This is a genomic window from Nocardia sp. CA-084685 (genome assembly GCF_050955785.1).
In the GTDB taxonomy this organism is placed as follows: Bacteria; Actinomycetota; Actinomycetes; order Mycobacteriales; family Mycobacteriaceae; genus Nocardia.
On sequence record NZ_CP192094.1, the window covers coordinates 8,594,760 to 8,607,503 of the forward strand.

Annotated in this window: 14 protein-coding genes and 1 pseudogene; 10 read left to right on the forward strand and 5 right to left on the reverse strand. The window is 64.3% G+C overall.

Translation table 11 applies throughout. The features are described 5' to 3' along the window. Positions 1-34 precede the first annotated feature (34 nt). On the forward strand, positions 35-526 hold the full coding sequence (locus ACQP2U_RS37585; protein ID WP_433711906.1) for a SixA phosphatase family protein: 492 nt from the start codon (positions 35-37) through the stop codon (positions 524-526). Between the two features lie 12 nt (positions 527-538). Here ACQP2U_RS37585 and ACQP2U_RS37590 read toward each other — a convergent pair whose 3' ends face one another. Continuing rightward, the gene (locus ACQP2U_RS37590; protein WP_397040891.1) at positions 539-742 is read right to left on the reverse strand and encodes a hypothetical protein; all 204 of its coding nucleotides are present in this window, start codon (positions 740-742) and stop codon (positions 539-541) included. Positions 743-801: 59 nt separating this feature from the next. Between ACQP2U_RS37590 and ACQP2U_RS37595 the strand changes: the two genes are divergently transcribed. The 7 genes and pseudogenes from ACQP2U_RS37595 to ACQP2U_RS37625 all read left to right on the forward strand — a co-directional run bounded on the left by ACQP2U_RS37595 (position 802) and on the right by ACQP2U_RS37625 (position 4,875). After that, positions 802-1,170, forward strand: a complete 369-nt coding sequence (locus tag ACQP2U_RS37595; protein ID WP_433711907.1) for a VOC family protein — start codon at positions 802-804, stop codon at positions 1,168-1,170. Positions 1,171-1,373: 203 nt separating this feature from the next. Then, on the forward strand, positions 1,374-1,862 hold the full coding sequence (locus tag ACQP2U_RS37600; protein ID WP_433711908.1) for a MerR family transcriptional regulator: 489 nt from the start codon (positions 1,374-1,376) through the stop codon (positions 1,860-1,862). A gap of 26 nt (positions 1,863-1,888) precedes the next feature. Beyond that, the gene (locus ACQP2U_RS37605) at positions 1,889-2,182 is read left to right on the forward strand and encodes a putative quinol monooxygenase (RefSeq protein ID WP_433711909.1); all 294 of its coding nucleotides are present in this window, start codon (positions 1,889-1,891) and stop codon (positions 2,180-2,182) included. Positions 2,183-2,251: 69 nt separating this feature from the next. Continuing rightward, positions 2,252-2,710, forward strand: a pseudogene (locus tag ACQP2U_RS37610) (carboxymuconolactone decarboxylase family protein); the annotation flags it as partial. A gap of 18 nt (positions 2,711-2,728) precedes the next feature. Then, positions 2,729-3,040: a GNAT family N-acetyltransferase gene (locus tag ACQP2U_RS37615; RefSeq protein WP_364358203.1), complete on the forward strand. Its 312-nt coding sequence runs from the start codon at positions 2,729-2,731 to the stop codon at positions 3,038-3,040. A 67-nt stretch (positions 3,041-3,107) separates the two neighbouring features. Beyond that, on the forward strand, positions 3,108-4,097 hold the full coding sequence (locus ACQP2U_RS37620) for a pirin family protein (RefSeq protein WP_433711910.1): 990 nt from the start codon (positions 3,108-3,110) through the stop codon (positions 4,095-4,097). A gap of 133 nt (positions 4,098-4,230) precedes the next feature. Then, positions 4,231-4,875: a hypothetical protein gene (locus tag ACQP2U_RS37625; protein WP_397040903.1), complete on the forward strand. Its 645-nt coding sequence runs from the start codon at positions 4,231-4,233 to the stop codon at positions 4,873-4,875. On the opposite strand, the gene ACQP2U_RS37630 is transcribed toward ACQP2U_RS37625, so the two are convergent. Next, positions 4,865-5,731, reverse strand: a complete 867-nt coding sequence (locus ACQP2U_RS37630) for a helix-turn-helix transcriptional regulator (protein WP_433711911.1) — start codon at positions 5,729-5,731, stop codon at positions 4,865-4,867. The two genes, ACQP2U_RS37625 and ACQP2U_RS37630, sit on opposite strands and share 11 nt — an antisense overlap. 100 nt (positions 5,732-5,831) lie before the next feature. Between ACQP2U_RS37630 and ACQP2U_RS37635 the strand changes: the two genes are divergently transcribed. Continuing rightward, a complete protein-coding gene (locus ACQP2U_RS37635) occupies positions 5,832-6,839 on the forward strand; it encodes an aldo/keto reductase (protein ID WP_433711912.1) in 1,008 nt (335 codons plus the stop codon). A gap of 55 nt (positions 6,840-6,894) precedes the next feature. Here ACQP2U_RS37635 and ACQP2U_RS37640 read toward each other — a convergent pair whose 3' ends face one another. Both ACQP2U_RS37640 and ACQP2U_RS37645 read right to left on the reverse strand, forming a co-directional pair. Continuing rightward, positions 6,895-7,365, reverse strand: a complete 471-nt coding sequence (locus tag ACQP2U_RS37640) for a PaaI family thioesterase (RefSeq protein ID WP_433711914.1) — start codon at positions 7,363-7,365, stop codon at positions 6,895-6,897. 70 nt (positions 7,366-7,435) lie between these two features. Then, positions 7,436-7,756 (reverse strand): CD225/dispanin family protein, encoded by a 321-nt coding sequence (locus ACQP2U_RS37645; RefSeq protein WP_433711915.1) that lies wholly within the window; start codon positions 7,754-7,756, stop codon positions 7,436-7,438. A gap of 228 nt (positions 7,757-7,984) precedes the next feature. Here ACQP2U_RS37645 and ACQP2U_RS37650 point away from each other — a divergent pair, with 228 nt between their 5' ends. Then, positions 7,985-8,668, forward strand: coding sequence for a hypothetical protein (locus ACQP2U_RS37650; protein ID WP_433711916.1), 684 nt, complete (start codon positions 7,985-7,987; stop codon positions 8,666-8,668). Positions 8,669-8,757: 89 nt separating this feature from the next. Here ACQP2U_RS37650 and ACQP2U_RS37655 read toward each other — a convergent pair whose 3' ends face one another. Then, positions 8,758-12,711 (reverse strand): DNA-directed RNA polymerase subunit beta', encoded by a 3,954-nt coding sequence (locus ACQP2U_RS37655; protein ID WP_433711917.1) that lies wholly within the window; start codon positions 12,709-12,711, stop codon positions 8,758-8,760. Positions 12,712-12,744: the final 33 nt, after the last annotated feature.

Genomic DNA, 12,744 nt, shown 5'->3' on the forward strand with positions numbered 1-12,744 from the left:
GAGGCCTCTCCTCCGGAGGGCTTACGGTATCTCCATGGTGCGGACTCTGATCCTCATGCGGCACGGTAAGTCGTCCTATCCCGACGGTATCTCCGATCACGAGCGCCCGCTCGCTCCGCGTGGTCGGCGCGAGGCCGGACTTGCCGGTCAGTGGTTACGCCAGACCCAGCCGCCGATCGATGCGGTACGCTGCTCGACCGCCATCCGCACCCGGGAAACGCTGGCCGCCACCGACCTGACCGCACCGGTGGTCTACGAAGCGGGCATCTACGAGGCGTCGCCGCGCACGCTGATCGAATTGGTCCAGCTCAGCGATGACGATGTCACGACGCTGCTGGTCATCGGGCATGCGCCCGGAATGCCATGGACGGCATGGGAATTGGCGAACAATCGCGATTCCGATCCGGCGATCGAGCTCAGCCGGAAATTCCCCACGTCGGCGCTCGCGGTACTCGAATTCGACCGGCCGTGGGCGCAGGTGGACGAGGGCACCGGCGATCTGGTGCACTTCCACATTCCGCGCTGAGCGCGGGTTCGATCAGTTCAGTAGTTTGCCGCCGACGACCACGACGACGCCGAGGACGACGAGCAGCACGAACGCGGCGAATCCGCCGAGCAACCACCACACGACGCCGAGCGCCAGCACGAACGGCGCCACCGCAATGGCGGTGATCACGGGGCTTTCCTTGACCGTGGCCCAGGCCGAGCGGGCCCTGATCCGGTCGATGTCCTTACCTGGCATGTCACCAGAGTAGGTGCGAAAACCCGTTCTCGCCGTCGAGCCGATGGGATGCTCAGCGAATGGATTGGAAAATCGAACTGGTCGCGATTCCGGTGACCGATGTGGACCGTGCCAAGGACTTCTACACCAAGATCGGCTTCAATGCCGACCACGACCACCGCGTCAACGAGAGCCTGCGCTTCGTCCAGCTCACCCCACCCGGCTCCGGCTGCTCCATCTGTCTCGGCGAAGGCATCACCGAAGCCGCACCGGGCAGCGTCGAAGGCATGCAGATGGTCGTCCCGAGCGCCGAGGCCGCCTATCAACAGCTGGTAGCCGCGGGTGTCGAGGCGTCACCGGTAAAGGATATGGGCTGGGGCCTGTTCACCTTCTTCACCGACCCTGACGGCAATAAGTGGGCCGTACAGGAGTTGCCCAAGCGCGGCTGAGGATCTCAGCCCAATTGATCGAGCCGGATCCTGTGTGGACACGGTGACGTGGTCGTGCTCGCCCCACCCGGGTCGGCTGCAGTGTCCCACGCAAGATGCTGGCTCGGCGGCAAGCACAACCGATGTTCGGCAGAATGAGGACTTGCTTGGAGTGCACTCCAGGTTATTAACGTCGGTTTTGTTCATCGAGAAGGGCGAGTGCAGTGGGTGGAGCCGTAGGTCGGGTTGTCGGTAATCAGCAAGTCGTCGATCCGGATCGGGAGAAGCCGCAGTATTCGATCGGCGAGGCGGCGGATCGGTCGGGACTGAGTCGCGACACGCTGCGCTGGTACGAGCGGATCGGGCTGATGAATTACATCGGGCGCGATCACGCTGGGAAGCGGCGGTTCAGCAATCGCGATCTGGAGTGGTTGGCGCTGATCGGCAGGTTGCGCACCACCGGGATGTCGGTGGCGGACATGGTCCGCTATGCCGAATTGGTGCGGGAGGGCGAATCCACCGTGCCCGAGCGGCTGCAGATGTTCCGCAATACCCGCGCGGAGGTGCTCGCCAAGATCGACGAACTCCATCAGACCCTATCGGTGCTCGATTACAAGATCGACCTGTACGAGGGCAAAACCGCCGCCGTCAAGCCGGCCGCACTCACGAAACCATGCGAAGAGATGTCTTTCACCCCCGCCGGCCGGGAATGACCGGTCACCCGAATCAGGAGTCATCGGTGTCCACTCTGACGCTCAATGTCCGGTTCGCCGCCAAGCCCGGGCACGAGACCGAACTGCGCGAGACGCTCGAGGATTTGGTCGCGCCGACACTTGCCGAGGCGGGCTGTATCGCCTACGAGCTGTATCTGCACCCGAGCGATCCGAGTCGGGTCGTGCTGCTCGAGGAGTGGGTGGACGAGGCGGCACTCGCGACGCATTTCGAAACCCCGCATCTGAAGGAAGCGGCGGCAATATTGAACGAGATCCTGATCGAGCCGTTCCACCTCCGGCGGTTCCACGAGGTCACCTGATCTCAGGAGCCCAGCGCAGCACGGCATCCGGACCGCAGTCCGGGTCCGTGCTGCTCTACTATCCGGACCATGGAGTCATCCGGCAGACGCGTGTTCATCGATAAGCAGACACCCGAAGCGTTTCGAGCGCTGAACACCGCGGCAAGCGCGGTCCGCGCCGCCGGTGCCGAAGCCGGACTCGACCGCAGGCTCATCGAACTGATCAACCTGCGCGTCTCGCAGATCAACGGCTGCGCCTACTGCCTGGACGTGCACCATCGCGCCGCCATCGCGGCCGGTGCCACCGAGCGCGAACTCGCCGTACTGTCCGCGTGGCGGCGCACCGAGCTGTACGCGCCGCAGGAGCGGGCCGCACTGGCACTTGCCGAACTCACCACCACGCTGCCGGACGAGGCCACGATGGATCGTGAGTACGCTCGTGCGCGGGAGCATTTATCGGATGAGCAAGTCTCGGCGATCCTCTGGGTCGCCACCACGATCGGCGCGTTCAACCGCGTATCGATCCTGAGTAAGCACCCGGTACGCCCGACGAAGGAGAAGTCGACCATGACCGAATCGACGCCCGAGAGCAAGGTCGTTCGCAACGACGAGAAGCAGCGCTACGAGGTGTTCTACGGCGGCGAACTGGCTGGATTCGCCGAGTACGAGGAGCGCGACGATGAAACGGTGTTCATCCACACCGAGATCGATGGCGCGTTTTCCGGTAAGGGCCTCGGCACCGTGCTGGCGAAGAACGCGGTGGAGGATGCGGTCGCCCGTGACCGGGTGATCCGACCGCTGTGCCCATTCATCAAGGCCTATCTGGAAAAGCATCCGCAGTACGACGAACATGTGGTGGGCAAGGGCATCACCCGATGAGCGAGCGAACCATCAGCACAGCGACAAGGTCGGTCATGCCGGAACCGAGCGCCAGCGCGGTGCAGGAATGAGTGACCTGGATCCGCATCCGGAGGAAGCGGTCTGCGAGACGACCCCTGCTTGCGGTCCGGTCGCGGAGATCTATCCGGCGCGCGAGGTCCCGCTCGGCGGTGTGCGCGGCGTTTACGTGGAACGCGTACTGCCGCAACGTGATCTGCCGACCGTCGGTGCCTGGTGCTTCCTCGATCACTTCGGCTCGCCCACGGTCACCAAGACGGGTGCGTCACCGGATATCGATCCGCATCCGCATATCGGATTGCAGACGGTGACTTGGCCGTTCGACGGCCGTATCCGCCATCGCGATTCGGTCGGCTCCGATGTGGAGATCGAGCCGGGACAGCTGAATCTGATGACCTCCGGACGCGGCATCGCGCATTCCGAATACGGCGTCGCGGGGGCGCAAGCCGGGCACGGCCTACAACTGTGGATCGCGTTGCCCGGCAATAGCCTCGGGATTGATCCGCACTTCGAACAGCATCGTGACCTGCCGGTCTACGAGGCTCCCGGAGTGCGAGCCATCGTGCTGATCGGCACGTTCGCCGGACTCACCTCGCCCGCCAAGGCGTACACGCCGATCGTCGGCGCGGATGTGCGGATCGAACCGGGCGTCGACACCACCATCGCCCTGGATCCCGATTTCGAGCACGCGCTCATGGTGGTCGAGGGCAATGTCACCGTCGATGGCACCGAAATCGCCGCGGGCCCACTGCTCTATCTGGGCGCCGGCCGCGATGAGTTGCCGCTGACCAGCACCGAGGGCGCGCATTTCGCGCTCATCGGCGGTGAGCCGTTCGGCGAGGAACTGGTGATGTGGTGGAACTTCGTCGGCCGCAGCCATGAGGACATCGTCGAGGCGCGAAACGATTGGGAAAAGCACATTGTCGAGCGTTTCGCCGATATCGCGGGTCACACACCGCAACAGCGCATTCCGGCACCGCCGCTGCCCGGTCTGCATCTGAAGCCGCGCAAGCGTCGCGTCGGTTCGGCCAGGACCTGAATACCAAGCACCCCAAAACAATTGGGACTCCCCTGGGATTGCGGAGGAAACCCTTCAACATTCGGTCACGAAACGGTATCTTCGTCCGGAGCGAACCGGACATTCCATGCCGGTGGTCGGATGAAAGAGCAGGATGAGGATCTCCAGAATCACCGCGACGGCGCTGCTTGCGCTCGCGGCCACCACGATCGGCACCAGCGTCGTACACGCCGAACCCGCAGCGCCCGCGCCTGATTCGACCGCCGACGCACCACTCGATTTGCAGGGTTTCTTCCAGCACATCGGCTACCACGTCGCGGCGACGCAGAACCGGCACGCCGTGGTAACGACCATTTCCGAGGGCCGCTGGGATCTGGTCCGCGACAATAAGGTCATCTCGCTGACCGATCCCAATGGACAGGTGGTCGCCGCGCTGCCGACCGCAGTGAAGATCGCCGGGCATCGGATAGATCTGGTGCCGGCCATCGATGAGGCGGGCACCCGGCTCTCACTCACACCGATCAGCACGACCGATGACCCGGTGCGAGAGGTGAGCACCGAGGAGCGCTTCTTCGATCAGGTCGAGAAGTCCATGCCGCAGGTACTGACCGGGGCCGCAATCGGTGCCGCGATCGGATTCGTCCTCGGTTTCCCACTCGGCCTTTTCGTCTTCGACTTCGTCACCGTTCCGGTCATGACCGTGGTCGGCGGGACCATCGGCGCGTTCGCCGGTCTGTCCGCCGGTGGTGGTGAACCGGCCGTTCAGGCGGCGATGGACTACTTCGATCTCAATCCCTGAGCGAGCCGATATCGTCGTGCGGTAGCAGGCGCTGTGTCCCGATGACGCGCAAGAGATCCAGCTTCTGCGCGGCATCGGTGCCCGGACGCGGCATATAGACCAGCAGACGCTGTGCCGCATTCAGTGTGAGCATGGTTTCGCAGACCGTATCGATCGCGCCGACCTCCGGATGCAGGATTCGCTTGATATCCGAAGTCCGCACCGCCACTTCGTGTTCGTGCCACAGCCATTCGAATTCCATACTCGCGGCACGCAATCGGCTCACGTATTCGGTGACGTCGGCATCGCCTGATCGGCGCGCCGCGGTGGCGCGTAGATCCGCGACGTGGTTGCGCCCCAACCGCTCCCAGTCGTCCTCCGGGAAGATCGAACGCGAGTGCGGATCGGTGAACCAACGCCAGGCATAGAACCGATCCCAGCCGCGCCGATTCGCGTGGTCGCCGACGAGCAGGGTGTGCATCCGGTTCTGTACCAGCACCTCGCCGAGGTCGGTGATGACCGTGGCCGCGGTGTCATCCAGTTTCGCGAGCACATGCATGATCCCGGGACCGACGTGTTTGTCGGCGGACTCACCGCCAGGCGGCGCGTGCTCGCACAGGTGATACAGGTGGTCGCGCTCGTCATTGCTGAAGCGCAGTGCCCGCGCCAGCGACGCCAGCACCTGGGTTGATGGGCGCGGGCCGCGGGACTGCTCCAGGCGGGTGTAGTAGTCGGTGGACATGCCCGCCAGCATGGCCACCTCGTCACGGCGCAGGCCCGGTGTGCGCCGGCGCACCCCCGGAGGCAGCCCGACATCCGCTGGCGTCAACTGTTCGCGACGCCTACGCAGGAAATCAGCCAGTTCGGATCGGTCCATAGCACCACTTTCCCGCAATCCGCGCAGATCAGCCAGGGATCGCCGATCCCCCGATAAGCGATCTCTGCCGCCACGCACTGACAGGGTCCAAGCTGATCCCATGACGACATCGAAGCTCAGCAGCAAGCTCGGCAATACCGGCCCGGCGGTCAGTCGCATCGGACTCGGCGCCATGGGCATGTCCGGCATGTACGGCACCGCCGACGACGCCGAATCAATTGCCACCATCCACGCCGCACTGGACTCCGGCGCCAACCTCATCGACACTGGCGATTTCTATGGCGCTGGTCATAACGAGATGCTGATCGGCAAGGCCATCGCCGAGCGCCCCCGCGAGGACATGGTGCTCAGCGTGAAGTTCGGCGCACTGCGTGGACCGGGCGGCACCTGGGGCGGCACCGACAATCGACCCGTCGCGTTGCGCAACTTCCTCACCTACAGCCTGCAGCGCCTCGGCGTGGATTACATCGATATCTACCGCCCCGCGCGCTTGGACCCGAATGTACCGATCGAGGAGACGATCGGCGCCATGGCCGAACTGGTCGAAGCGGGTTATATCCGTCACATCGGCCTGTCCGAGGTCGGTGTCGAAACCATCCGTCGGGCCGCTGCCGTGCACCCGATCGCGGATCTGCAGATCGAATACTCGCTGATCTCCCGGAGTATCGAGGCCGAAATCCTGCCCACGGTAAGGGAACTCGGCATCGGTATCACCGCCTACGGCGTGCTCTCACGTGGTCTGCTCAGCGATTCGGTTCGTCCGGGCGCAACCTTCGCGCCGACCGATTTCCGCGCGCACAGTCCGCGCTTCCAGGGTGAAAACCTCGATCAGAACCTGAAATTGGTCGACGCGCTCGCGAAAATCGCTGCGGAGAAGGATGTTTCGGTCGCGCAACTGGCCATTGCCTGGGTGCTGAGCCGGGGCGCGGATATCGTGCCGATCCTCGGTGCGCGCACTCGCCAGCGCTGGACGGAATCGCTTGGGGCCGTGGATATACAGCTCAGCGCCGACGAACTGGCAACCATCGCGGCCGCAGTGCCGGCCGATCAGATCGCGGGCGAGCGTTATGCGGCCGCGCAGATGGCGCTGCTCGACAGCGAGCGCTGACGTGGTTTACGGGAGGGCGCGCGTTCGGGTCGCCCTCCCGACGCCGGGCAATCTGTCACTTCCGACGTGGCCGAATGACCGCCGTGAATGCCGATGCGGCAACACGTTTTCCAGTGCTATCGGTGATTTCCACCGGCACCTCGAGTTCGACATCGACCCGCGCCGCGATATCGGCGCGCACTTGTTCCAAGGTTTCGGCGGTCAACTCGGAGGTCGCGAGGAATGGACCCGCCTCCCCCTTGGCCCGCGCGAGGTATTCGATCCGGCCGTCACGGGCGACGATGAATGTCTCACCCATGAGATCGACAATGCCCGAGATCGACGCACCCATCGCCGCGGTCTCAGCCAGGCCGAACAGCACCGCGGCATGCAGATCACCATTGTGGTTGAGATGTTCGGGCTTCGGCGCGATCGTCACGACATTGCGGCCTGAGCCGAACTCCACTCCTTCGATGCCGGTGAACTGGATAAATCCCAGCTTCTGAAATCCGGCCATCACCAGATCGCCCATAGCCGCGTCATCCATCGCATCTCCCACTGAACTGAAACGTGTTCTAATTTCATACCCTGGTGGGACGGCGGTTGTCCACCATGGATCAGTAGGAAGACGATCGGGTGAGCGTGACGGCCAGGTAGCCGATTGCGAGTACTACGCACACCACATTCGCGACCATGGCCCCGATCGCCCAGCCTCGCGCCTTCCTCGACGCGTCCGTCGCCCCCGCGACGTCGCCCGCGATCCACTTCGAGTGCACTTGCGCGCCGAAGACGATCGCGACCAGCCCCAGTGCCGTCCCCACCAGACAGGTCAGCGTGCCGATAATCGTCGCGACGAGCGCGAAGCCCAGATGCGCCGGTGGCTCGAACTGCGGCTGCGCTGGAGGATAGCCATAGCCGGGCTGTTGTCCGTACGTCATGGGTGTAGTCCCGTCTCGAAGTCGGCGGCCGGGCCCGCATTTCGGGCCGTTCCAGCCTACGAACCTTTCGCGCACTCGTGCAGACGGCGGATGATCGCGCGATCGGCTCGGCTTGGGCACAATTGACAACGGTGGCATATCTATCGCGATTGGATATTGCATGACGGCGTTGCCCCGGAGAGTTGAGGGAAAGCCGATGTGTCTGCGGCCGATCGGACGGTAGGGCCGATGTACGACCCGACCGCCGATATCGATCGGATCATCGCGCAGCAGGTGGGTTGGTCTACGGTCGACGACCATCTGCTGTACACCTGCGGTGTCATCGACTTCCTGTTGCACGACCGACTTGCCGAACTGCCGCCCCGGGCGACTATGGTCCGAACCGAACCCGCCGAAATTCCGCTGGCAGAGGGACCAGGAGTCTGGTTTCAGTGGCGCGCGGTCGGGGACGGTACCTGGAATCGCAACAGCGTGACCGCAGTCGGATCGTTATCCTTTGTGGCCGCCGCCCATCTCGGCAATGCTATGGCGAACCGCTCGCGCCGCCGCCAGGCCGAAGCCGGACTGCGCCCGCGCTGGGTGGCCGAACGCCCTGGGACAGTGATGGTTTCGGACCGACGGATGTACTGCTACAACGCCGATCATTCGTTCTCGGTGCACTGGGCCGGTCTGGAAATGGTGGATATGCCCGGTCCCGACCGAATGGTCTGCCGCTATCCGGACCGAAACGGCAATCCGCATCTACTGCAGGTCCAAAGCCCATGGGCCGTACTGATTTTCGCATTTGCGGCCCACACCCAGTTCCCCAGCCACCCTCTCTTGCAGTCAGGTAACTGGCTACCGGCTGGCTTCGAGGAGAAATGCCACATCGCAGGCAAAACCTGTCCGCGAGTGCGTCATCGGGATCGCTAGAAATCTGCCGGCTGACCGCCGGCCATCGTCTACGGGTGGAACGACAATCGCCCCGCTCCTGTTGGAGCGGGGCGATTGCCTATTACCGACTACCGGTAGTCGCTGAAACCGTAATCGTCGAGCGGAACCGCGGCACCGGTGGTGGCGCCGAAGCTGTCCGGCGAGTAGTAGGTGTCGTCGTAGGACGGCACCGCGTACGCCGCGGCACGAGCCTCTTCGGTCGGCTGGACCTGGATGTTGCGGTAACGGTTGATACCGGTACCGGCCGGGATCAGCTTGCCGATGATCACGTTTTCCTTCAGACCGATGAGCTTGTCCGAGCGGCAGTTGATGGCCGCGTCGGTCAGGACTCGGGTGGTCTCCTGGAAGGATGCCGCCGACAGCCACGAATCGGTCGCCAGCGACGCCTTCGTGATACCCATCAGCACCGGGCGACCGGCCGCGGGCTCATTGCCCTCGGCGACGACGCGACGGTTGGAGGCCTCGAACTCGGAACGCTCGGTGAGCGAACCGGGCAGGAACTCCGTGGCACCGGAATCGATGATCGTCACGCGACGCAGCATCTGGCGCACGATGACCTCGATGTGCTTGTCGTGGATCGACACACCCTGCGAGCGGTAGACCTCCTGGACCTCGTGGACCAAGTGGATCTGCACCTGACGGGGGCCCATCACGCGCAGCACCTCATGCGGATCCGCCGCGCCTTCCAGCAGCTGCTGGCCGACCTCGACGTGGTCACCGTCGGAGAGCAGACGCTCGCTGCCGTCGTCGTGCTTGAACACACGCAGACGCTGACGCTTCGAGAGCTTGTCGTAGACAACCTCTTCACCACCGTCATCCGGGATGATGGTGATCTTGTAGAAGCGATCGTCGTCCTCGAGCCGCACCCGACCCGAGACCTCCGCGATCGGCGCCTTGCCCTTCGGCACACGAGCCTCGAAGAGCTCCTGCACGCGGGGCAGACCGCCGGTGATGTCGTCACCCGCGACACCACCCTGGTGGAAGGTACGCATGGTCAGCTGGGTACCGGGCTCACCGATGGACTGTGCGGCGACGATACCGACGGCCTCACCGATGTCGACCAGCTTGCCGGTCGCCATGGAGCGGCCGTAGCAGGTCGCGCACACGCCGGTGCCGGTGGTGCAGGTCAGCACGGAGCGGACCTTCACCTCGGTAACACCGGCGTCGAGCAGTGCCTCGATGGCCGGGTCGCCGAGGTCGGCGCCCTTCGCCACGACAACGTTGCCCTTGGCGTCCACCGCATCCGAGGCGAGCGTCCGGGCGTACGCGGAGGTTTCCACGTGCGCGTCCCGGATGAGCGAGCCGTCGGGCTGCTTCTCGGCGATCGGCACCACGATGCCGCGCTCGGTGGCGCAGTCGTGCTCGCGCACGATGACGTCCTGCGAGACGTCTACCAGACGACGGGTCAGGTAACCCGAGTCAGCGGTACGAAGCGCGGTGTCGGCCAGACCCTTACGGGCACCGTGGGTGTTGATGAAGTACTCCAGCACCGTCAGGCCCTCACGGAAGGAGGACTTGATCGGCCGCGGGATGAACTCACCCTTCGGGTTGGTAACCAGACCCTTCATACCGGCGAGGGTACGAGTCTGGGTGAAGTTACCGGTCGCGCCCGAGTCGACGATCGTAATGATCGGGTTGTCGGCCGGGTAGTGCGAACGCAGCGCCTTACCGACCTCTTCGGTCGCTTCCTGCCAGATCTTGACCAGGGCGTTGTTGCGCTCCTGGTGATCGAGAGCACCACGCTGGTACTTCTTCTCGATCTGATCGGACTGCGCCTCGTAGCGCTCCATGATCTCGGTCTTCTCCGGCGGAACGAGCACGTCCGACATCGAGACCGTCACACCGGAACGGGTGGCCCAGTAGAAGCCCGCGTCCTTCAGCTTGTCGACGGTCTGCGCGACCACGATCATCGGGTAGCGCTCGGCCAGATCGTTGATGATCGTGGCCTGACGCTTCTTCGGCATCTGCTCGTTGATGAACGCGTAGTCCGCCGGGAGCAGCTCATTGAACAGCACGCGACCGAGGGTCGTCTCGGCGATCCACGCGTCGCCGCGCTTCCAGCCGTCCGGGAACAGCTCGGTCTCGACCGCCTTCGGCGGCCGCTGGTCGGTGAGCCGCACCTTGATCAGCGAACGCACGGTGAGCTCACCGCGGTCCACCGCCATCTGCGCCTCGGCGGGCGAGGAGTACACGCCCTGCTCCGGCCCGTCCTTGGTGGCGGCCTGGTACTCGCCCTGCGCGCCCTCTTCCAGGCGAGTCAGGTAGTACAGACCGGTCACCATGTCCAGACGCGGCATGGCGAGCGGGCGACCCGACGCCGGCGACAGGATGTTGTTCGAGGACAGCATCAAGATGCGGGCCTCGGCCTGCGCCTCCGCGGACAGCGGCAGGTGCACGGCCATCTGGTCACCGTCGAAGTCGGCGTTGAACGCCTCACAGACCAGCGGGTGCAGCTGGATGGCCTTACCTTCCACCAGCTGCGGCTCGAAGGCCTGGATGCCGAGGCGGTGCAGGGTGGGCGCACGGTTCAGCAGCACCGGGTGTTCGGCGATGACCTCTTCGAGGACATCCCACACCTGGGGCCGCTGCCGCTCGACCATCCGCTTGGCGGACTTGATGTTCTGCGCGTGGTTGAGGTCGACCAGACGCTTCATCACGAAGGGCTTGAACAGCTCCAGCGCCATCAGCTTGGGCAGACCGCACTGGTGCAGCTTCAGCTGCGGACCGACCACGATGACCGAACGGCCCGAGTAGTCGACGCGCTTACCGAGCAGGTTCTGACGGAAACGCCCCTGCTTACCCTTGAGCAGATCGCTCAGCGACTTCAGCGGACGGTTACCCGGTCCGGTGACCGGGCGGCCGCGGCGGCCGTTGTCGAACAGCGCGTCCACCGACTCCTGCAGCATCCGCTTCTCGTTGTTGACGATGATCTCGGGCGCGCCCAGATCGATCAGTCGCTTGAGGCGGTTGTTGCGGTTGATCACGCGGCGGTACAGGTCGTTCAGATCGGAGGTGGCGAAGCGGCCACCGTCGAGCTGAACCATCGGCCGCAGCTCCGGCGGGATCACCGGAACGGCGTCGAGCACCATGCCCATGGGCGAGTTGCCGTTGGCCTGGAAGGCCGCGACAACCTTGAGCCGCTTGAGCGCGCGCAGCTTCTTCTGGCCCTTACCGCTGCGGATGGTCTCGCGCAGCGATTCGGCCTCGGCGTCGATGTCGAAGTTCTCCATCAGCTTCTGGATGGACTCCGCACCCATGGCGCCGGTGAAGTACTCGCCGTAGCGGTCGATCAGCTCGCGGTAGAGCACCTCATCGACGATGAGCTGCTTGACCGACAGCTTGGTGAAGGTGTTCCAGATCTCGTCGAGCCGGTCCAGCTCGCGCTGAGCGCGGTCGCGCAGCTGACGCATTTCGCGCTCGCCGCCGTCCTTGACCTTGCGACGCACATCGGACTTGGCACCCTCGGCCTCGAGCTCGGCCAGATCGGCCTCGAGCTTCTGGGCGCGGGCCTCGAGATCGGCGTCGCGCTGATCGGCGACCGCCTTCTTCTCGACCTCCATCTCGGCCTCGAGCGTGGAGAGCTCGTTGTGCCGCAGCTCCTCGTCGACGCCGACGATGACGTAGGCGGCGAAGTAGATGATCTTTTCCAGATCCTTCGGCGCCAGGTCGAGCAGGTACCCGAGGCGCGAAGGCACGCCCTTGAAGTACCAGATGTGGGTAACCGGAGCAGCCAGCTCGATGTGGCCCATCCGCTCACGGCGCACCTTGGCACGAGTCACCTCGACGCCACAGCGCTCACAGATGATGCCCTTGAACCGGACGCGCTTGTACTTACCGCAGTAGCACTCCCAGTCCCGGGTGGGACCGAAGATCTTCTCGCAGAACAGGCCGTCCTTCTCCGGCTTGAGCGTGCGGTAGTTGATGGTCTCCGGCTTTTTCACCTCGCCGTAGGACCACTGGCGGATGTCTTCGGCGGTGGCCAGACCGATCCGGAGTTCATCGAAGAAGTTGACGTCTAGCACGTAACTTCCTTTCCCCTATTCGGGTCGAATTCG

Excerpts from the sequence above, each read along its gene's own strand:
- ACQP2U_RS37635 (WP_433711912.1), top strand. The coding sequence starts at position 5,832 with ATGACGACATCGAAGCTCAGCAGCAAGCTCGGCAATACCGGCCCGGCG.
- ACQP2U_RS37590 (WP_397040891.1), bottom strand. The coding sequence starts at position 742 with ATGCCAGGTAAGGACATCGACCGGATCAGGGCCCGCTCGGCCTGGGCC.
- ACQP2U_RS37630 (WP_433711911.1), bottom strand. The coding sequence starts at position 5,731 with ATGGACCGATCCGAACTGGCTGATTTCCTGCGTAGGCGTCGCGAACAG.
- ACQP2U_RS37585 (WP_433711906.1), top strand. The coding sequence starts at position 35 with ATGGTGCGGACTCTGATCCTCATGCGGCACGGTAAGTCGTCCTATCCC.
- ACQP2U_RS37650 (WP_433711916.1), top strand. The coding sequence starts at position 7,985 with ATGTACGACCCGACCGCCGATATCGATCGGATCATCGCGCAGCAGGTG.
- ACQP2U_RS37615 (WP_364358203.1), top strand. The coding sequence starts at position 2,729 with ATGACCGAATCGACGCCCGAGAGCAAGGTCGTTCGCAACGACGAGAAG.
- ACQP2U_RS37620 (WP_433711910.1), top strand. The coding sequence starts at position 3,108 with ATGAGTGACCTGGATCCGCATCCGGAGGAAGCGGTCTGCGAGACGACC.
- ACQP2U_RS37625 (WP_397040903.1), top strand. The coding sequence starts at position 4,231 with ATGAGGATCTCCAGAATCACCGCGACGGCGCTGCTTGCGCTCGCGGCC.
- ACQP2U_RS37595 (WP_433711907.1), top strand. The coding sequence starts at position 802 with ATGGATTGGAAAATCGAACTGGTCGCGATTCCGGTGACCGATGTGGAC.
- ACQP2U_RS37645 (WP_433711915.1), bottom strand. The coding sequence starts at position 7,756 with ATGACGTACGGACAACAGCCCGGCTATGGCTATCCTCCAGCGCAGCCG.
- ACQP2U_RS37640 (WP_433711914.1), bottom strand. The coding sequence starts at position 7,365 with ATGGATGACGCGGCTATGGGCGATCTGGTGATGGCCGGATTTCAGAAG.